A 19,029-nucleotide genomic window follows, 5' to 3' on the forward strand; every position below is an offset into this window, starting at 1 on the left:
GCCCGGCACTCTTGTGTATCATATCCGAGCAGGGTGGCCCAGTTCCGGCCGCCGTGCTTCAGGCAACCCATGAAGGAGCCCATCGTGATCAAGGTTGGAATCGTTGGTGGTACCGGCTACACCGGGGTCGAGCTGCTCAGGCTGCTGGCCCAGCATCCGCATGTCGAGATCGACGCCATCACTTCCCGATCCGAGGCCGGGGTGCGCGTCTGCGACATGTATCCCAACCTGCGTGGCCATTACGACAGCCTGACCTTCAGCGAACCCGATGCCGAACGCCTGGGCGCCTGCGATGCGGTATTCTTCGCCACCCCCACGGCGTCGCCCATGCCCTGGCCGGCGAGCTGCTCGAGCGGGGTACCCGGGTGATCGACCTCTCCGCCGACTTCCGCCTGCGCGACGCCGAGGTGTGGGCCGAGTGGTACGGCCAGCCTCACGGCGCCCCGGAGCTGCTCGAAGAAGCCGTGTACGGCCTGCCCGAGATGCACCGCGAGCGCATTCGTCAGGCGCGTCTGATCGCCGTGCCCGGCTGCTACCCCACCGCGGTGCAGCTGGGGCTGCTGCCGCTGCTCGAAGCCGGCCTGATCGACGCCGGGCATCTCATTGCCGACTGCAAGTCCGGCGTCACCGGCGCCGGCCGCGGCGCCAAGGTGCCCTCGCTGCTGGCCGAGGCCAGCGAATCGATGAAGGCCTACGCCGCCGGCGGCCACCGCCACCTGCCGGAGATTCGTCAGGGTCTCGGCGATGCCGCCCAGGGCCCGGTCGGGTTGACCTTCATTCCTCACCTCACGCCGATGATTCGCGGCATTCATGCCACCCTCTATGGCCGCCTGACCGGCGAGCCCGGCGACCTGCAGGCGCTGTTCGAACGGCGCTTTGCCAACGAACCCTTCGTCGACGTGATGCCCGCCGGCAGCCACCCGGAAACCCGCAGCGTGAAGGGCGCCAACCTGTGCCGCCTGGCGGTGCATCGCCCGGGGAACGGCGACACCGTGGTGGTGCTCTCCGTCATCGACAACCTGGTCAAGGGTGCCTCGGGGCAGGCCATTCAGAACCTCAACCTGATGTTCGGCTTCGACGAGAGCGCCGGGCTCCAGGCGCCGGCCATGATGCCCTGAAGGCGACGCATCCCGAGCAATAGTTGACCCTTTTGCTCGGGTTTGTGGATAATTCACCGTCAGACCATTCATTTTCGGCTCAGGGGAGGATGCCCATGAGCGGCGCAGAAACGTTCACGCCTACGCCCATGATGCTCACTGCAGCCGCACGCCAGCGGCTCCAGGCGCTCATCGCGGAACAAGGCAATCCCGAGCTCAAGCTGCGGGTGTATGTCACGGGAGGCGGCTGCTCCGGCTTCCAGTACGGCTTCGATTTCGCCGACGCCGTGGGCGACGACGACACCGTGATCGCCTTCGGCGACGTCGCCCTGGTGGTCGACGAGCTCTCCTACCAGTACCTCGTCGGCTCCACGGTAAACTACGAGGAGGGGCTCGCCGGGGCGCGTTTCCTGGTCCAGAACCCCAACGCCACCACCACCTGCGGCTGCGGCGCCTCCTTCATGGTGTGAGGGCACTGCCGCATCACCCTGACCAGCGGCAACGCATCCCAGCTCGGCCTACCACCTACGCCGATAGGCCTGGCCAACGCGACACTGTTTAACGCGAATAACGAAAAACCCCGCTCCGGCGGGGTTTTTTCGTCTGTGGATAACTTTTCGGCCCTGGCAAGTCCAACCTGCCGACAGGACGCATGACCCCGCCGTTTCAACCGATCTGACGCCGGTGTTCACAGTCGCGGTAACAAGCGCGGTAGGGGGCGGTGGAAAAACGGGGGATCGCCGGGGCTGTGGGCAACTCGTGCTTTCATCCACAGGCTGGACACCGGAGACCCAGAGGCAGTCCGCCCTTTTCCAGCGCAAAAGTCAACAAGGCAACTTATTGAGTTTAAAAGTTAATTACTCCTTATCCACTGAATCTATCCACACTAGTAGTTACAACCACAACAGAACTTCTCTTTTAACTCTTCTTATTTTATTTGTTTACCGAAGGACGAAAAACGGGGTGTGGAAAACCCCTGACGCTTACCCACAGGGGGTTTATACTGCCAGGCTATTTTCGATCCCCGGCAATATCCGCGCGCAGCGCAACGAGGTGCACCTTGGAGTATCCCGACCGCTTTGACGTAATCGTCATCGGCGGCGGCCATGCGGGAACCGAAGCCGCCCTGGCCTCCGCCCGCATGGGCTGTCAGACCCTGCTGCTGACCCACAACATCGAGACCTTGGGCCAGATGTCCTGCAATCCCGCCATTGGCGGGATCGGCAAGAGTCATCTGGTCAAGGAGATCGATGCACTGGGCGGTGCCATGGGCCTGGCCACCGATCTCGGTGGCATCCAGTTCCGTGTGCTCAACGGCCGCAAGGGCCCTGCCGTGCGCGCCACTCGCGCCCAGGCCGACCGCGTGCGCTACAAGGCAGCGATTCGCGGCATGCTGGAAAACCAGGCCAACCTGACACTATTCCAGCAGGCGGCGGGGGACCTGATCGTCGAAGGCGACAGCGTACGCGGCGTAGTCACCGAAACCGGCATCCGCTTCCTGAGCGAGAGCGTGGTGCTGTGCACCGGCACCTTCCTTGGCGGCGTGATTCATATCGGCCTCGAACAGAGCCGCGGTGGGCGCGCCGGCGATCCGCCCTCGAACGCCCTGGCCGAACGCCTGCGCGCGCTGCCGTTCCGGGTCGACCGGCTCAAGACCGGCACCCCGCCGCGGCTGGATGCCAAAAGCGTCGACTTCTCGGTGCTCGAGGAGCAGCCGGGCGACTCGCCCACCCCGGTGATGTCCTACCTGGGCAGCCGCGACATGCACCCGCGCCAGGTGAGCTGCCACATTGCGCACACCAACGAGCGCACCCACGAGATCATCTTCGCCAATCTCGACCGCTCGCCGATGTACTCCGGCGTGATCGAGGGCGTTGGCCCGCGCTACTGTCCGTCGATCGAGGACAAGGTGCACCGCTTCGCCGACAAGGCGAGCCACCAGGTGTTCATCGAGCCCGAAGGCCTCGATACCCACGAGCTCTACCCCAACGGCATCTCCACCTCGCTGCCCTTCGACGTGCAGCTACAGGTGGTGCGCTCGATCAAGGGCCTCGAGAACGCCCATATCACCCGGCCCGGCTACGCCATCGAGTACGATTTCTTCGATCCACGCGATCTCAAACACTCGCTGGAAACCAAATTCATCCACAACCTGTTCTTCGCCGGACAGATCAACGGCACCACCGGCTACGAAGAGGCCGGCGCCCAGGGGCTGCTGGCAGGCCTCAATGCCGCGCGCCGCGCCAAGGGGCTGGCCAGCTGGCATCCGCGCCGCGACGAGGCCTACCTCGGCGTGCTGGTCGATGACCTGATCACGCTAGGCACCAAGGAGCCCTACCGCATGTTCACCTCGCGCGCCGAGTACCGGCTGCTGCTGCGCGAGGACAACGCCGACCTGCGCCTCACCGAGGCCGGCCGCGAGCTGGGGCTGGTCGACGACGTTCGCTGGGCCGCGTTCAGCGCCAAGCGTGAGGCGATCGAGCGCGAGAGCGCCCGGCTCAAGGCCAGCTGGGTACAGCCCGGCACGGCCGCTGCCGAGGCCATCGAGACCAGGACCGGCAAGTCGCTGGCCCGCGAGTACAGCCTGCTCGATCTGCTCAAGCGCCCCGAGCTCGGCTATGCCGACGTGGCCCACCTCGCCGGCGAGCCCGTGGATGATGAAGCGGTGGCTGAACAGGTGCAGATCCAGGCCAAGTACCAGGGCTACATCGACCGTCAGCAGGACGAGATCGACAAGCTCAAGCGCCACGAGGCCACGCCGCTGCCCACCGATCTCGACTACGCCAGGGTCGAGGGCTTGTCCCACGAGATCCGCCAGAAGCTCGCCGAGGCGCGTCCCGAGACGCTGGCCCAGGCCTCGCGGATTTCCGGGGTGACGCCCGCCGCGGTATCGATCCTGCTGATCCACCTGAAGAAGCGCCGCCTGCTCGAGGACAACCGGGTGAGCCAAGCATGAGCCACGCGATCTCGCCCTTGGTGGAAACACGGCTTGACGACGGCCTTGAACAGCTGACGATTCGCGTCGATGCGCAGCAGCGCGAACGCCTGCTGCGGCTGGTCGAACTGTTGCACAAGTGGAATCGCGCCTATAACCTCACCGCGGTACGTTCACCCGATGAGATGGTGGCCAGGCATCTGCTCGATAGCGCCGCGGTGCTGCCCTTCGTCAGCGATGCGCCGCTGCTCGACGTCGGCGCCGGCCCCGGCCTGCCGGGCCTGGTGCTGGCAATCCTTGAGCCGGAGCTCGCGGTCACCCTGCTCGACAGCAACGGCAAGAAGGTGCGCTTCCAGCGCCAGGCGGTCATGGAGCTGGGGCTTGGCAATGTCACCCCCGTGCAGGCCCGGGTCGAAGCGTTTACGCCGCGCTCCGGCGGCTACCTGCAGGTGATCTCGCGCGCCTTCGCCAGCCTGGGCGACTTCCTGCGCCTCACCGAGCCGTTGCTGGCCGCTCAAGGCCGCTGGCTGGCGATGAAGGGGCCGGCGGTCGAGGAGGAGCTGGCCGAACTCCCCGCCGGGACGGTGATTCGAGAACGCCATGCCTACCGGGTGCCGTTCAGTTCGGGTGAGCGTCAGCTTGTGATTGTCGAGCGATCCGATTCCAACCCAGGCCGTGATTGAGCGGCATCGACGCAAGGATATCGCCGTGACCCGGATAATCGCCTTGACCAACCAGAAGGGTGGCGTGGGCAAGACCACCACCACCGTCAACCTGGCTGCCAGTCTCGCCGCCCTGGATCGCCGCGTGCTGCTGGTCGACCTGGACCCCCAGGGGCACGCGACCATGGGCAGCGGCGTCGACAAGCACAGCCTGGAGGGCAGCGTGCTCGACCTGTTGCTGGGCGAGAAGAGCGCCGCCGAGGTGATGCTCGACTGCCCTGCCGCCGGCTACTCGCTGCTGCCCGGCAACGGCGACCTGACCGCCGCCGAGGTGGAGCTGCTCGAGCTTGCCGAAGGGCGCGAGCGCCGCCTTGCCGAGGCCCTGGCCAGCGTGGCCGGCGAATACGACGTGGTGCTGATCGACTGCCCGCCGTCGCTCAACATGCTCACCGTCAATGCGCTGACCGCCGCCCATGGCGTGCTGATCCCGCTGCAGTGCGAGTTCTACGCCCTGGAAGGGCTCTCGGCGCTGCTTGACACCGTGGAGCAGATCAAGGACAGCGTGAACCCGGCGCTGGCCATCGACGGCATCCTGCGCACCATGTTCGATGCCCGCAACAGCCTCACCCGGGATGTCTCCAAGCAGCTGCGCGACTACTTCGGCGACGCCCTGCTCAAGACCACCATCCCGCGCAACGTGCGGGTGGCCGAGGCCCCCAGCCATGGCTTGCCGGTGACCAAGTACGCGCGCTTCTCGCGCGGCAGCCAGGCCCACCGGGTGCTGGCCAAGGAACTGATTCGTCGCCTGTCGCTGTAGTGCCAGGCCTCCACCTGTCGTGTCCGCTCGTCATGATGAGGGAAAGTAGATGACGCGAAAACGCGCCTTGGGCCGCGGCCTGGACGCCTTGATCGGTGCCGGTTCGCGCCGCCGCGAGAGCCTCGAGCTGCCCGAGCAGGAGGCCTCGCCCGGCGCGGCCCAGGCGCCCGCGGCAGCTCCCGCTCCGGAGCGCCTCGAGCGCCTGCCGCTGGTCCAGCTGTGCCGCGGCAAGTACCAGCCGCGGCGCGATATCCAGCCGGAAGCCCTGGAGGAACTCGCCGACTCCATCCGCGCCCAGGGCGTGATGCAGCCGATCGTGGTACGCCCCATCGGCGAATCGCGCTACGAGATCATCGCCGGCGAGCGGCGCTGGCGCGCCGCTCAGCTGGCCGAGCTCGACACCATCCCGGCGGTGATCCGCGAGGTCAGCGACGAGGTCGCCCTGGCCCTGGCCCTGATCGAGAACATCCAGCGCGAGAACCTCAACCCGGTGGAGGAGGCGCTGGCGCTCAAGCGCCTGCTGGAGGAGTTTGCGCTGACCCAGCAGCAGGTCGCCGATGCGGTCGGCAAGTCCCGCGCCCAGGTGGCCAACCTGCTGCGCCTGCTGGCGCTCGACCCCGAGGTGCAGACGCTGCTCGAGCGCGGCGATCTCGACATGGGCCACGCCAGGGCGCTGCTGGTACTGTCGCCCGCCAAGCAGCGGCGCGCCGCCCATGAGGTGGTCAACAAGGATCTCACCGTGCGCGACACCGAGGCCTTGGTGAAACGCCTGACCCAGGGCGAACCGAAGAAGGGCGAAAGCCCTGCCGTCAGCCCCGATGTGTCGCGCCTGGAGTCTCGCCTCGGCGAGCTGCTGGGTGCGCCGGTCAAGATCCAGCATGGCCGCGGCGGCAAGGGGCGGCTGACGATTCGCTACTCCAGTCTTGACGAGCTGGACGGCATTCTGGAGCACATTCGCTAGGTAGTGCCCGCTGTGTCGACAATTGCGTTCATCTTTGGTCGCAAAGCCACAGCATTCATGCGCAAAAGCTCCTTGTCCGGTTGAAGGGGTGAGGCGCTTCCCTATAATCCGCCGTTGTTTGCCTGAGTGTCACGCTCGGCTACGCCGGCTCCCAGCCCTGCCACGGCAGGGCAGGAATGTCGACAGGATGCACAGAAACATTGCCATGAGGCGCCGGCGCTTGGACTACACCCGCCTGTTCCTGGCTCAGGGTCTGGCAATCCTGATCATCGCATTGCTGGCTGGCCTGCGGCACGGCCCGGAAGGGGGCTGTCCGCGGTGACGGGTGGACTGGTGGCGCTGCTGCCCTCGCTCTACTTCGTGTGGCGCGGCCAGCGGGTGCGGGATGGGCGGCGGCCACGGGTCAGCGTGATGAACCTCTATCAGGCAGCCATGGGGAAGTTCGGTTTGACGGTGGCACTGTTCGCGATCGTGTTCGTGACAGTGCCCCCTTCAAACCCGGCTTTTTCTTTGTCGCATATGTGGCGGCGCAACTCATGCACTGGCTGACCCCATGGCTCGTGCGTGACAGGCCGACCCAACGAACCTGAGGTAGCAGCGTATGGCAGCAGCAGATAATGAAATATCCGCGATCTATTACATACAGCACCACCTTCAGAACCTGACCTTCGGCAACCATCCCGAACTCGGCTGGAAGATCGCCAGCAGCTCCACCGAGGCTGCCGAAATGGGCTTCTGGGCGATTCACCTCGACACCATGGGCTGGTCGATCGCTATGGGGGCGCTGTTCCTCTGGTTATTCCGCAAGGCGGGGCAAGTGGCCACCACCGGGGTTCCCGGCGGGCTGCAGAATGCGGTCGAGATGGTCATCGAGTTCATCGAGAACCTGACCCGCGCCACCTTCCACGGCAAGAATCCCCATATCGCGCCGATCGCGCTGACGCTGTTCATGTGGATCCTGCTGATGAACACGCTCAAGATCATTCCGGTCGACTACTTCCCCGAGCTGTTCGCCCGCCTCGGCTTCGAGTACATGAAGATCGTGCCGACCACCGACGTCAACGCCACCCTCGGCATGGCGCTGGGCGTGTTCATCCTGATCGTCTACTACAGCATCAAGGCCAAGGGGGCCAGCGGCTTCGCCAAGGAGCTGTCGCTCACGCCGTTCAACCACTGGCTGCTGATTCCGTTCAACCTGATCCTCGAAATCGTCGGCCTGATCGTCAAGCCGATCAGCCTGGCGCTGCGACTGTTCGGCAACATGTTTGCCGGCGAGGTGATCTTCATCCTGATCGCGCTGCTGCCGTTCTGGGCGATCTGGGTGCTCGACGTGCCGTGGGCCATTTTCCACATCCTGGTGGTGACGCTGCAGGCCTTCATCTTCACGACGCTGACGCTCGTGTACCTGAGTGCCGCGCACGAACACCACTGAACCAAGCAACCTTTGCAAACGCAGTAACTCGAAACCCGACCTCACCATCAAACTAGTAGGAGCAACATCATGGAAATCGTCTACCTTGCCGCCGCCATCATCATCAGCGTTAGCGCCCTGGCTACCGGCATCGGCTTCGCCATGCTGGGCGGCAAGCTGCTCGAGTCCACCGCTCGCCAGCCTGAGCTGGGCGACCAGCTGCAGACTCGTACCTTCATCATGGCCGGTCTGCTTGACGCCGTGCCGATGATCGGCGTCGGTATCGCGATGTACCTGATCTTCGTCGTTGCCGGTTAATGACAGCACCGAGCGCTGAGGCGCTCGGTTCGCTTCTATCCGGTCGCCACGAACCCGTCAGAGGTACATACCCGTGAATATCAACATGACGCTTATCGGGCAGACGATCGCGTTTGCGATCTTTGTCTGGTTCTGCATCAAGTACGTGTGGCCGCCGATCAGCACTGCGCTCCACGAGCGCCAGAAGAAGATCGCCGATGGCCTCGACGCGGCCAGCCGGGCTTCCCGCGACCTCGAGCTTGCTCAGGAGCAGGCGGCTCAGACGCTGCGCGAGAGCAAGGAGCAGGCCTCACAGATTCTCGAGCAGGCGCACAAGCGCTCCACTCAGATGATCGAGGAAGCCCGCGAGCAGGCCCGTGCCGAAGGCGAGCGCCTGGTCGCTGGCGCCCGTGCCGAGATCGACCAGGAAATCAATCGCGCCAAGGAAGAGCTTCGCGCCCAGGTGGCAACCCTTGCCATCGTCGGTGCCGAGCGTGTTCTGGAAGCCTCCATCGACGAGAAGGCACACCGCAAGCTGCTCGACAAGCTTGCTGCCGAACTGTGAAGGAGGTGACCCATGGCGGAAACGTCTACCGTCGCACGCCCCTACGCCAAGGCGGCATTCGAGTACGCGCGTGACCACAAGGCGCTGGAAGCCTGGTCCGATATGCTGCTCAAGCTTGGCCAGGTGGTTGCGCAGCGTGATGCTCAGAAACTGTTCGCCAGCCCCAAGCTGACCAGCGCCCGCAAGGTCGAACTGGTCATCGAACTGGCCGAGGCCAAGGTCGACGACGCGGCGCGTCGCTTCCTGGACACCCTCGCCGACAAGGGGCGGCTGACTGCCCTGGGTGCCATCGCCGAGCAGTACGAACGGCTGCGCGCCGACCATGACAAGCGTGTCGACGTCACCGTGGTGTCGGCTTTCGCGCTCGACGACAAGCAGCAGAACAAGCTCGCAGGCGCGCTCAAGAAGCGGCTGAATCGCGAAATCTCCATTACCACTCAGGTGGATCCGAAGCTTATCGGGGGCGTCATCCTGCGCGCCGGCGACACCGTCATCGACGGGTCGGTGCGCGGTCGGCTGAACCGCCTCTCCGAAGCCCTTACCGCCTGAGTCTGAGGGACATGGCATGCAGCAACTGAATCCTTCCGAGATCAGCGACATCATCAAGCAGCGTATCGAAAAGCTGGATGTCGCATCCGAAGCCCGCAATCAGGGCACCATCGTCAGCGTCTCCGACGGCATCGTGAAGATTCACGGCCTTGAGGATGCGATGTTCGGTGAGATGATTGAATTCCCTGGCGGTATCTACGGCATGGTGCTCAACCTTGAGCGCGACTCCGTGGGCGCCGTGGTGCTGGGCGACTACCTGCAGCTGGAAGAGGGCATGACCGCCAGCTGTACCGGCCGCATCCTCGAGGTGCCGGTGGGCCCCGAGCTGGTCGGTCGCGTGGTCGACCCGCTGGGCAACCCCATCGACGGCAAGGGCGACGTGGGCGCCAAATTGACCGACGCGGTGGAAAAGGTCGCCCCGGGCGTCATCACCCGTCAGTCGGTCGACCAGCCGATCCAGACCGGCCTCAAGGCGATCGACGCCATGGTGCCGATCGGCCGCGGCCAGCGCGAGCTGATCATCGGCGACCGCCAGATCGGTAAGTCGGCCATCGCCGTCGACGCCATCATCAACCAGAAGGGCAAGGGCGTCACCTGTATCTATGTGGCCATCGGTCAGAAGCAGTCGACCATTGCCAACGTGGTGCGCAAGCTCGAGGAGCACGGCGCGATGGATCACACCATCGTCGTCGCTTCCGGCGCCGCCGACCCGGCCCCGATGCAGTTCCTGGCGCCCTACGCCGGCTGCACCATGGGCGAGTACTTCCGCGACCGCGGTCAGGACGCGCTGATCGTCTATGACGATCTGACCAAGCAGGCCTGGGCCTACCGTCAGGTGTCCCTGCTGCTGCGTCGTCCGCCGGGCCGTGAAGCCTACCCGGGTGACGTCTTCTATCTCCACTCGCGCCTGCTCGAGCGTGCCGCTCGCGTCAACGCCGACTACGTGGAGAAGTTCACCAACGGTGAGGTCAAGGGCAAGACCGGCTCGCTGACCGCGCTGCCGATCATCGAGACCCAGGGCGGCGACGTGTCCGCGTTCGTTCCCACCAACGTGATCTCGATCACCGACGGCCAGATCTTCCTGGAAACCGACCAGTTCAACGCAGGTATCCGTCCGGCCATCAACGCCGGTCTGTCGGTCTCCCGCGTCGGTGGTGCAGCCCAGACCAAGATCATCAAGAAGCTCGGCGGCGGCGTGCGTCTGGCACTCGCCCAGTATCGCGAGCTGGCGGCCTTCTCCCAGTTCGCCTCCGACCTGGACGAAGCCACCCGCAAGCAGCTGGAGCACGGTCAGCGCGTCACCGAGCTGATGAAGCAGAAGCAGTATTCGCCGCTGTCCGTGGCCGAGATGGGCGTGTCGCTGTATGCCGCCAACGAAGGCTTCCTGGATGACGTCGAGGTGAGCAAGGTGCTGGACTTCGAGCGTGCTCTTCACGAGTACATGAAGTCCGAGCACGGTGCGCTGCTTGACAAGATCAACCAGACCGGCGACTACAGCGACGAGATCCAGCAAGGGCTGAAGCAGGGTCTCGAGCAGTTCAAGGCCACTCAGAGCTGGTAATGCCGCAGGCCCGCCCGCCATGGGCGGGCCCAGAAGCTTTCTGAGGGCTACGAACGGAGTAGATCGCTATGGCAGCTGCAAAAGAGATACGCACCCAGATCGGGAGCATCAAGAATACGCAGAAGATCACCAGCGCCATGGAAATGGTCGCTGCGTCGAAGATGCGTAAAGCGCAAGATCTGATGAAGGCCAGCCAGCCTTACGCCCGGCAGATCCGCAACGTGGTGGGCCATATCGCCGACGCCAACCCCGAATACCGCCACGATTACATGATCGAGCGTGACGAGGTGAAGCGGGTCGGCTACATCGTGGTCTCCACCGATCGCGGCCTGTGTGGCGGCTTGAACGTCAACCTGTTCAAGGCCGTCATCAAGGACGCCATGGCGTGGCGCAACGAGGGGCGGAGCTCGACTTCTGCGCCCTGGGCAGCAAGGCAGGCGGCTTTTTCCGCAACTACGGTGGCAACCTGGTGGCGGCCAAGAGCGGCCTGGGCGAATCGCCCGAGGTCGAGGATCTGATCGGCAGCGTCAAGGTGATGTTGGACGCCTACGACGAGGGGCGGGTCGACCGCCTGTTCGTGGTGTACAACGAATTCATTAACACCATGACGCAAAGGCCGGTGGTTCGTCAGCTGTTGCCGCTCTCCCCCGACATGGGGGCCGATGCGGATGACGAGGACAACAAGCGTCCCGGTAGCTGGGACTACCTGTATGAGCCGGATGCCAAGGCGCTGTTGGATAGCCTGCTGGTTCGCTTCATCGAATCGCAGGTCTATCAGGCGGTGGTCGAGAACAGGGCCTGCGAACAGGCGGCCCGGATGATCGCCATGAAGAACGCCACCGACAACGCCGGCGGACTGATCGACGATCTGGAGATGGTGTACAACAAGGCCCGCCAGGCCGCCATCACCCAGGAAATTTCCGAGATCGTCGGCGGTGCCGCCGCCGTATAGCGCCCGGGGAGAGCCGCCGTGCTCTCCCGGTACAGGTTTCATTTGCAGGTATTTGAGAGGATCGCAAGATGAGCGGACGTATCGTACAAATCATCGGCGCGGTGATTGACGTCGAGTTCCCGCGGGACTCGGTTCCCAAGGTCTACGACGCGCTCAACGTCGCCAACTCCGAGACCGTGCTCGAAGTCCAGCAGCAGCTGGGCGACGGCGTGGTGCGTACCATCGCCATGGGCTCCACCGAGGGCCTGAAGCGCGGCATGGAGACCACCAACACCGGGGCACCGATCTCCGTGCCGGTGGGCAAGGAGACCCTGGGTCGCATCATGGACGTGCTGGGTCGGCCGATCGACGAGGCCGGCGATATCGGTGAGCAGGAGCGCATGCCCATTCACCGTCCGGCGCCCACCTATGCCGAGCAGGCGGCTTCCAACGAGCTGCTCGAGACCGGCATCAAGGTCATCGACCTGGTCTGCCCGTTCGCCAAGGGCGGCAAGGTCGGCCTGTTCGGCGGCGCCGGCGTAGGCAAGACGGTCAACATGATGGAGCTGATCCGCAACATCGCCATCGAGCACAGCGGTTACTCCGTGTTCGCCGGCGTGGGTGAGCGGACCCGTGAAGGTAACGACTTCTACCACGAGATGACCGAGTCGAACGTTATCGACAAGGTATCGCTGGTATACGGTCAGATGAACGAACCGCCGGGCAACCGTCTGCGCGTGGCCCTGACCGGCCTGACCATCGCCGAGAAGTTCCGCGATGAAGGCCGCGACGTGCTGCTGTTCGTCGACAACATCTACCGTTACACCCTGGCCGGTACCGAGGTATCCGCCCTGCTGGGCCGTATGCCCTCGGCGGTAGGCTACCAGCCGACCCTGGCCGAGGAGATGGGCGTTCTGCAGGAGCGCATCACCTCCACCAAGGTGGGCTCGATCACCTCCGTGCAGGCCGTCTACGTGCCCGCGGACGACCTGACCGACCCGTCGCCGGCCACTACCTTCGCCCACCTGGACGCCACCGTGGTACTGGCGCGTTCGATCGCCGAACTGGGTATCTACCCGGCCATCGATCCGCTGGACTCCACCTCGCGCCAGCTCGACCCGCTGGTCGTCGGCGAAGAGCACTACAACACCGCTCGCGGTGTGCAGAACGTGCTGCAGCGCTACAAGGAGCTCAAGGACATCATCGCGATCCTGGGCATGGACGAACTGTCCGACGAGGACAAGCAGACCGTGGCCCGCGCGCGTAAGATCCAGCGCTTCCTGTCGCAGCCGTTCTTCGTGGCCGAGGTCTTCACCGGCTCCCCGGGCAAGTACGTGTCGCTGAAGGACACCATCCGTGGTTTCCAGGGCATCCTCAACGGCGAATACGACAACCTGCCGGAGCAGGCCTTCTACATGGTGGGCAGCATCGACGAGGCCGTCGAAAAAGCCAACCAGATGAAGTAAGGCCGTCCACCAGGGGGACTTCGCTATGGCGAACAGCTTCAAGTGCAACATCGTCAGCGCCGAAGAGGCGATCTTCTCGGGTGAGATCGAGCAGCTCATCGCTTCCGGCATCATGGGCGACCTGGGTATCCTGCCCGGGCACGCCCCGCTGCTGACCGAGCTTCAGCCAGGGCCGATCCGGGTGATTCGGGAAGGCGGTACGGAAGAGAATTTCTACGTTTCGGGCGGCTTCCTGGAAGTGCAGCCCGACGTGGTGACCGTACTGGCCGATGCGGCCTCCCGCGCCGGCGACCTCGACGAGGCCGCCGCCGAGGAAGCCCGCCAGCATGCCCTGAAGGCGTTCAACGACAAGTCGGCGGAGCTGGATTACACCCGCGCCGCCGCCGAACTCGCGGAAGCCGTGGCCCAGCTGCGTACCATTCAGCAGCTGCGCAAGAAGGCCGGCAAGGGCTGATTCCAGCCGATTGCCACAAAACGCCCCCGAACGCTGTTCGGGGGCGTTTTTGTCTCTGTTATCATGCTATTTGCAATCAGGAAGGTCTGGGGCCGCATGCATGCCACGGCGTCAGCCGGTATCGGAAACTGACGATGTGGGAAAGGAGGTGATCATGTCACTGAGCGAACAGCTGCAGGAGCAGAAGGAAACGCTGCTGGCTGCCCTTGAGCAGGAGGAGCGCCAACGCCTCGATGAGTTGCTGCCCGAGCTGCGGGCCGCGGATCTCTCTGAGATTCTTGAGGAGCTGGTCGAAGAGGAAGATGACCTTCCCACCGTGCTGAAGCTGCTCGATTACCTGTCGCTCGAGCGCCGGGCCAACGTCATCGGCTATCTACCGGGTGAAATCCAGCTTTTGGTAGCCCAGTCCATGGCCGACGAGCTGCTGCTCTCGGTACTCGAGGAGATGGGCTCCGACGAGAGGGCCGACCTGTTCAACCTGCTCGATGAAGATCGCCAGGAGGCGCTGCTGCGACGCATGGCACGCCAGGAGCGCGAGGACCTCAAGCGGCTGGCCAGCTACGAGGAGGGCACCGCTGGGGCGATCATGACCTCGGACTACGTCGCCATTCCCAGCGGCATGACGGTATCCAAGGCGATGATGCGCGTGCGCCAGACCGCGCCCGACGCCGAGACCGTCTATCAGCTCTACATCATCGACCCGGACGGCAAGCTGGCCGGCACCCTGTCGCTGCGCCAGCTGATGGTGGCGCGCCCGGGCGCCCAGGTCGACGACCTGATGATCAAGGACGTGATCCGCATTGCCGTTGATGAAGAGCAGGAAGAAGTGGCCCGGCTGGTGGCGCGCTACGACCTGCTGGCGATGCCGGTGGTGGATCATGACGAGCGCCTGGTGGGCATCGTCACCCACGATGACGCCATGGACGTCGTGGAATCCGAGGCCACCGAGGACTTTCACAAGGGGATGTCCATCGGCCAGTTGGAGGATGGCGTCAGTCGGGTACCGCTTTGGAGCCTCTACCGCAAGCGCGTCACCTGGCTGGTACTGCTGGTGTTCGCCAACCTCTTCTCGGGCGCTGGCATCGCCTACTTCGAGGACACCATTGCCGCGCAGGTGGCACTGGTATTCTTCCTGCCGCTGCTGATCGGGAGTGGCGGCAATGCCGGCGCTCAGGCCGCCACGCTGATGGTGCGCGGCATGGCTACCGGCGACGTGGGCGTCAAGGACTGGAGCAAGTTGCTGGGCCGTGAGCTGCTGGTGGCCGGCTCTCTAGGGCTGACCATGGCGCTCGCGGTGGCACCGATCGGCGTGATGCGCGGCGGTGAGGCCGTGGCCATGGTGGTGGCCACCAGCATGGTGACCATCGTGCTATTCGGCAGCCTGCTCGGCATGTGCCTGCCGTTTCTGCTCAACCGTGTGGGCTGGGACCCGGCCACGGCCTCGGCGCCGCTGGTGACCACCTTGATCGATGCCTGCGGGGTACTGATCTACTTCACGATCGCCACGGCGGTATTGACCGGGCTATAGGCTGGCCGCGGCGCCCACCGCTTCAGTGCGGGCTGGCGCCACGCGTCTCATAGAGTACTTCGACCTGGCCCAGCCAGCCGATGTCTTCGGCCTGGGCCTTCAGCTGGCTGGCCAGGCGCTGGGGAGAGGTGTCGGTCGCGCCGGCAATGACCAGTGCCACGGATACCTTGCCGTCCAAGTAGTGCAGCTCGAGGTGGGTCAGGTTGCGCCAGGCGGGATGATGGTTCCAGCGCGCATCGAGGGCAGAGGTCACCTCCGGCCTCAGCGGCAGGCCCGGGAAGCGGCTGGGATCGCCCTCGCCGGCGTCATCCTCGGGATCGATATGAAAAGTCACGTCGCTGAGCGCAGGATAGGCGAGGCGCAGTCGGCGGCTGACCTCGTTGCCGATCTCATGGGCCTCCGACACGCTAATGCGCGGGCCCACCACCACATGCAGGTCGACGATGGCATGCCCGGCCGACTGGCGGGTACGCAGGTCGTGTACGCCTTCCACGCCGGGTACCTCAAGCGCCACCTGGTGCATCTGCTGCTGGGCATCGGCCGGCAGGGCGGTATCGACCAGCTCGCGGGCCGACTCCCACAGCAGGTCCCAGCCCACCTTGCCCACCAGCAGGCCGACGATCACCGCCGCCACGGCGTCGAGCCAGCCGAAGCCGAACTGGGCGCCGATGAGTGCCACCAGCACCACCGCGGTGGAGAGCACGTCGGAGCGCGAATGCCAGGCGTTGGCCTCGAGCAGCTTCGACTTCACCCGCCTGGCAATGCGCATGGTGTAGTGGAACAGCCACTCCTTGGCCAGCAGGGCGGCCAGTGCCAGCAGCATGGCCCAGAGCCCCGGGGCAGCGATCTCGGTGCCGCCGAGCAGCCGCTGCAGGCTCGACCAGGCGATGCCGCCGGCCACGAAGATCAGCACGCTGCCCAGCAGCAGCGTGGCCAGGGTCTCGATGCGGCCGTGGCCGTAGTGGTGGTCGTGATCGGGGCCCTGGCGGCCATAGTGGGTGGCCGCCAGCACGAAGCCGTCGGTGACCAAGTCGGAGAACGAGTGAATGCCATCGGCCACCAAGGCCGCCGAACCTACCAGCACACCCACTACCACCTTGGCACAGCCGAGCAGGCCGTCCAGCCAGGCGGCAATGTAGGTGGCGCGCTTGGCTTCGCGGTTGTGCACGGCCAGGTCGGGGTGGCGATCATTTGGGTGGCTCCAGGTCCCGCAGCGCAGGCGGGAGGCGAATAATTCTCTTTCATTGATTCTCGCACTCCCGCCCTGCCAGTTGAAGCGCTAGCCCGGCAGGCCCAGCACCGCGGTGGCGATGGCGAAGTAGATCAGCACCCCTGAGGCATCGGCGATGGAGGTCACCAGCGGCGCCGAGGCGGTGGCCGGGTCCCAGCCCAGGCGATTGAGCAGGAACGGCAGGATCATGCCGATCAGGCTGCCGATGATCACGATCAGCACCATGCTCATTGCCACCACCATGGCGATCTCAGTGCCGGCGCGGAACACCCCCACCACCGATACCGCCAGCGCCATGGTCAGCCCCAGCCCGGCGGCCACCAGCACCTCGCGTCCCAGCAGCCGCGTCCAGTCACGGGTGCGCACGTCGCCGGTGGCCATGCCGCGCACCATCAGCGTGGCGGCCTGGGAGCCGGCGTTGCCGCCGCTGTCCACCAGCAGGGGCAGGAAGAACACCAGTGCGATGTAGGCCTCGATGGTCTCCTCGAAGTAGGCGATGCCGGCGCCGGAGAAGATATTGGCGAACACCAGCAGCACCAGCCACACGATCCGCTTGCGGTAGAGTTCGAACAGGCCGGCGTTGCGCAGCCCGCCCTCAAGCTTGCCGATCGACATCCCCTTGTGCATGTCCTCGGTGGCCTCCTCTTCGGCCACGTCCATGGCGTCGTCGTAGGTGACGATCCCTACCAGCCGTTCGCCGCCGTTCACCACCGGCAGCGCCAGCAGGTCGTAGCGCGCCACCAGCCGCGCCACCTCCTCTTGGGTCTCGGCGGCGGTCACAAATACCACCTCCTCGGTCATCAGCTCGGCGACCTGGGTGTCGGGCTCGGCCAGGATCAGCTCGCGCAGCGAGACGGTGCCGAGCAGCCGGCCTTCAGTGTCGATGCAGTAGAGCTGGTAGACCGTCTCGGCGTTGGCGCCGGTGGTGCGCACCTTGTCCAGGGCGCGGGTCACGTCGTAGTAGGCCGGGATCGCCACGTAGTCCGAGGTCATGATCGCCCCGGCGGTGCCCTCTGCGTAGCTGGCCAGCTTGCGCAGGCTCTCCTGCTCGGCGCGCGGCAGCACGTGGAGCAGCGCCTGCTGGCGCGCCTCGTCGAGCTGCTTGAACAGGTCGGTGCGCTCGTCGGCGCTCATGTGGCGCAGCAGTTCCGCCAGCTTGGTATCGCTGAGGCGGAAGGCGAGCTCTTCCTGCAGCGCTTCGCTGAGGTAGCCGAAGGCCACCGCGCGCTGGTCGAGCGGCAGGTGCTGCAATAGCGACAGCACGGTGTCGCTCTGCTCGTGCTGGACGAATTCGGCCAGGTCGGCCGGCTGCATGTCGGCGATCAGGCGCTCGATGGTGTCCTGGTCGTCACGCTGCATGGCGCTGCGCAGGGAGGCAGCGAGGATGGCATAGCTCATGGTCAGGCTCCTGGCGCGCATCGCGTACGCGCAGGAACCGCGATCAAGCCTGGGGGATCAGGCCGATGGCGTCCCGAGCGCGCAGCATGCGTCGCCGGTCAGTGGAAAGTCCGTCGTTGTCTGTCGACTCGGAGGTTCCATAACGTCCTCGGTGATGGATGTCGCCGCGATTCGGCGGCGCGCGCATTCTAGGCCCGGAATCGGCAAGACGCAACGTTGGCGGGGTCTGCGGCGAGTTTTGTAACAGGACACGGCGGACAAGAGCCAAGGGGCGTGTATCCTCTGTGCGTCCTGTCGTGAGTTTGTGTCAAGCGGCGTTTGCCCTTGCCGAAAAGGAGAGTGCCAAATGGATTGGCTGCAGGTCATCGTACTGTCGGTGGTTCAGGGATTGACCGAATTTTTACCGATCTCGAGTTCGGCTCACCTCATTCTGGTTCCGGTGCTGACCGACTGGAGCGATCAGGGGTTGACCTTCGACGTGGCGGTGCACCTAGGCAGCCTGATTGCCGTGGTGGCCTATTTTCGCCACGACCTGCGGCGCATGGGCGCGAGTTTCGCAGCCTCGCTCCGGGGGGCATGTCAGGCCATGGGACCGACGACCCGGACGCCCGGTTGGCCTGGTGGGTACTGCTGGCGACGATCCCGGTCTGCGTGGCCGGCTTCTTGCTGCACGATGTCATCAGCGACAGCATGCGCTCGCCGATCCTGATCGGCTTCTCGCTGATCGGCTTCGGCCTGCTGCTGGGGTATGCTGACTGGCACAAGCGCCCGGGGCGCAGCGAATACCAGCTTACCCTGCGCGATGCGCTATGGATCGGCGCCGCTCAGGCGCTGGCGCTGATCCCCGGTACTTCGCGTTCCGGCATCACCATGACAGCGGCCCTGCTGTTGGGCATGAGCCGCGAGGGCGCGGCGCGCTTCTCGTTTCTGCTGTCGATCCCGGTCACGGCGCTGGCCTCGGGGCTGGAGATTGTCGGGCTGGTGCAGATGCCGCGGGAGATCGACTGGCAGGCCATGGCGGCAGGCGTGGTGCTTTCCGGGCTGAGCGCCTACCTCTGCATCCATTACTTCCTGGCCTTCATCAAGCGGATCGGCATGCAGCCCTTCGTTATCTACCGCATCGTGCTTGGGCTGTGGCTGCTGTGGATCTTCTGGTAGCCGCGTCT

At 65.0% G+C, this 19,029-nt stretch carries 17 protein-coding genes and 3 pseudogenes; 18 read left to right on the forward strand and 2 right to left on the reverse strand.

The genetic code is table 11. The features are described from left to right. Positions 1-84 precede the first annotated feature (84 nt). The 16 genes and pseudogenes from argC to mgtE (ACUDAL_RS16580) all read left to right on the forward strand — a co-directional run bounded on the left by argC (position 85) and on the right by mgtE (ACUDAL_RS16580) (position 15,234). Positions 85-1,118: pseudogene (gene argC, locus ACUDAL_RS16505) on the forward strand (N-acetyl-gamma-glutamyl-phosphate reductase). 95 nt (positions 1,119-1,213) lie between these two features. Beyond that, on the forward strand, positions 1,214-1,567 hold the full coding sequence (gene erpA, locus ACUDAL_RS16510) for an iron-sulfur cluster insertion protein ErpA (RefSeq protein ID WP_444678890.1): 354 nt from the start codon (positions 1,214-1,216) through the stop codon (positions 1,565-1,567). 590 nt (positions 1,568-2,157) lie between these two features. Then, positions 2,158-4,053 carry a tRNA uridine-5-carboxymethylaminomethyl(34) synthesis enzyme MnmG gene (mnmG, locus tag ACUDAL_RS16515; protein WP_444678891.1) on the forward strand — a complete coding sequence of 632 codons (1,896 nt, stop codon included), beginning with the start codon at positions 2,158-2,160 and terminating at the stop codon, positions 4,051-4,053. Further along, entirely contained in the window at positions 4,050-4,715 is a 666-nt protein-coding gene (gene rsmG / locus ACUDAL_RS16520; protein WP_444678892.1) for a 16S rRNA (guanine(527)-N(7))-methyltransferase RsmG, read from the forward strand. The genes mnmG and rsmG overlap by 4 nt, the downstream gene beginning before the upstream one ends. A 25-nt stretch (positions 4,716-4,740) precedes the next feature. Next, complete coding sequence (locus ACUDAL_RS16525; RefSeq protein WP_444678893.1) at positions 4,741-5,511, forward strand: ParA family protein; 771 nt, start codon at positions 4,741-4,743, stop codon at positions 5,509-5,511. A 49-nt stretch (positions 5,512-5,560) separates the two neighbouring features. Further along, complete coding sequence (locus ACUDAL_RS16530) at positions 5,561-6,472, forward strand: ParB/RepB/Spo0J family partition protein (RefSeq protein WP_444678894.1); 912 nt, start codon at positions 5,561-5,563, stop codon at positions 6,470-6,472. A gap of 333 nt (positions 6,473-6,805) precedes the next feature. Beyond that, a complete protein-coding gene (locus tag ACUDAL_RS16535) occupies positions 6,806-7,021 on the forward strand; it encodes a hypothetical protein (protein ID WP_444678895.1) in 216 nt (71 codons plus the stop codon). 52 nt (positions 7,022-7,073) lie between these two features. Beyond that, positions 7,074-7,904 carry a F0F1 ATP synthase subunit A gene (gene atpB, locus ACUDAL_RS16540; protein WP_444678896.1) on the forward strand — a complete coding sequence of 277 codons (831 nt, stop codon included), beginning with the start codon at positions 7,074-7,076 and terminating at the stop codon, positions 7,902-7,904. Positions 7,905-7,973: 69 nt separating this feature from the next. After that, a complete protein-coding gene (gene atpE, locus ACUDAL_RS16545) occupies positions 7,974-8,201 on the forward strand; it encodes a F0F1 ATP synthase subunit C (protein WP_010625958.1) in 228 nt (75 codons plus the stop codon). A gap of 73 nt (positions 8,202-8,274) precedes the next feature. Then, positions 8,275-8,745 carry a F0F1 ATP synthase subunit B gene (locus tag ACUDAL_RS16550; protein ID WP_444678897.1) on the forward strand — a complete coding sequence of 157 codons (471 nt, stop codon included), beginning with the start codon at positions 8,275-8,277 and terminating at the stop codon, positions 8,743-8,745. A 12-nt stretch (positions 8,746-8,757) separates the two neighbouring features. Beyond that, positions 8,758-9,294, forward strand: coding sequence for a F0F1 ATP synthase subunit delta (locus tag ACUDAL_RS16555; RefSeq protein WP_444678898.1), 537 nt, complete (start codon positions 8,758-8,760; stop codon positions 9,292-9,294). 16 nt (positions 9,295-9,310) lie between these two features. After that, positions 9,311-10,855: a F0F1 ATP synthase subunit alpha gene (gene atpA, locus ACUDAL_RS16560; RefSeq protein ID WP_444678899.1), complete on the forward strand. Its 1,545-nt coding sequence runs from the start codon at positions 9,311-9,313 to the stop codon at positions 10,853-10,855. 68 nt (positions 10,856-10,923) lie between these two features. After that, positions 10,924-11,807 (forward strand): annotated as a pseudogene (atpG, locus tag ACUDAL_RS16565) (F0F1 ATP synthase subunit gamma). Positions 11,808-11,875: 68 nt separating this feature from the next. Beyond that, positions 11,876-13,252 (forward strand): F0F1 ATP synthase subunit beta, encoded by a 1,377-nt coding sequence (gene atpD, locus ACUDAL_RS16570; RefSeq protein WP_444678900.1) that lies wholly within the window; start codon positions 11,876-11,878, stop codon positions 13,250-13,252. 25 nt (positions 13,253-13,277) lie between these two features. Continuing rightward, positions 13,278-13,706, forward strand: coding sequence for a F0F1 ATP synthase subunit epsilon (locus ACUDAL_RS16575; RefSeq protein ID WP_444678901.1), 429 nt, complete (start codon positions 13,278-13,280; stop codon positions 13,704-13,706). Positions 13,707-13,860: 154 nt separating this feature from the next. Next, positions 13,861-15,234 carry a magnesium transporter gene (gene mgtE, locus ACUDAL_RS16580; protein WP_444678902.1) on the forward strand — a complete coding sequence of 458 codons (1,374 nt, stop codon included), beginning with the start codon at positions 13,861-13,863 and terminating at the stop codon, positions 15,232-15,234. 22 nt (positions 15,235-15,256) lie between these two features. On the opposite strand, the gene ACUDAL_RS16585 is transcribed toward mgtE (ACUDAL_RS16580), so the two are convergent. Continuing rightward, positions 15,257-16,402: a cation diffusion facilitator family transporter gene (locus ACUDAL_RS16585; RefSeq protein ID WP_444678903.1), complete on the reverse strand. Its 1,146-nt coding sequence runs from the start codon at positions 16,400-16,402 to the stop codon at positions 15,257-15,259. Positions 16,403-16,513: 111 nt separating this feature from the next. Beyond that, the gene (gene mgtE / locus ACUDAL_RS16590) at positions 16,514-17,863 is read right to left on the reverse strand and encodes a magnesium transporter (RefSeq protein WP_444678904.1); all 1,350 of its coding nucleotides are present in this window, start codon (positions 17,861-17,863) and stop codon (positions 16,514-16,516) included. A 346-nt stretch (positions 17,864-18,209) separates the two neighbouring features. Between mgtE (ACUDAL_RS16590) and ACUDAL_RS16595 the strand changes: the two are divergent. Beyond that, a pseudogene (locus tag ACUDAL_RS16595) lies at positions 18,210-18,377 on the forward strand (undecaprenyl-diphosphate phosphatase); the annotation flags it as partial. Between the two features lie 62 nt (positions 18,378-18,439). Beyond that, on the forward strand, positions 18,440-19,021 hold the full coding sequence (locus tag ACUDAL_RS16600) for an undecaprenyl-diphosphate phosphatase (RefSeq protein ID WP_444678905.1): 582 nt from the start codon (positions 18,440-18,442) through the stop codon (positions 19,019-19,021). Positions 19,022-19,029: the final 8 nt, after the last annotated feature.

This window comes from Halomonas sp. E19, from assembly GCF_052439355.1.
Taxonomy (GTDB): domain Bacteria; phylum Pseudomonadota; class Gammaproteobacteria; order Pseudomonadales; family Halomonadaceae; genus Halomonas.

Coding starts and splice junctions, on each gene's coding strand:
- atpA (WP_444678899.1), top strand. CDS start 9,311: ATGCAGCAACTGAATCCTTCCGAGATCAGCGACATCATCAAGCAGCGT.
- ACUDAL_RS16600 (WP_444678905.1), top strand. CDS start 18,440: ATGTCAGGCCATGGGACCGACGACCCGGACGCCCGGTTGGCCTGGTGG.
- atpB (WP_444678896.1), top strand. CDS start 7,074: ATGGCAGCAGCAGATAATGAAATATCCGCGATCTATTACATACAGCAC.
- rsmG (WP_444678892.1), top strand. CDS start 4,050: ATGAGCCACGCGATCTCGCCCTTGGTGGAAACACGGCTTGACGACGGC.
- atpE (WP_010625958.1), top strand. CDS start 7,974: ATGGAAATCGTCTACCTTGCCGCCGCCATCATCATCAGCGTTAGCGCC.
- erpA (WP_444678890.1), top strand. CDS start 1,214: ATGAGCGGCGCAGAAACGTTCACGCCTACGCCCATGATGCTCACTGCA.
- ACUDAL_RS16575 (WP_444678901.1), top strand. CDS start 13,278: ATGGCGAACAGCTTCAAGTGCAACATCGTCAGCGCCGAAGAGGCGATC.
- ACUDAL_RS16530 (WP_444678894.1), top strand. CDS start 5,561: ATGACGCGAAAACGCGCCTTGGGCCGCGGCCTGGACGCCTTGATCGGT.
- mgtE (WP_444678904.1), bottom strand. CDS start 17,863: ATGAGCTATGCCATCCTCGCTGCCTCCCTGCGCAGCGCCATGCAGCGT.
- atpD (WP_444678900.1), top strand. CDS start 11,876: ATGAGCGGACGTATCGTACAAATCATCGGCGCGGTGATTGACGTCGAG.
- ACUDAL_RS16555 (WP_444678898.1), top strand. CDS start 8,758: ATGGCGGAAACGTCTACCGTCGCACGCCCCTACGCCAAGGCGGCATTC.
- mgtE (WP_444678902.1), top strand. CDS start 13,861: ATGTCACTGAGCGAACAGCTGCAGGAGCAGAAGGAAACGCTGCTGGCT.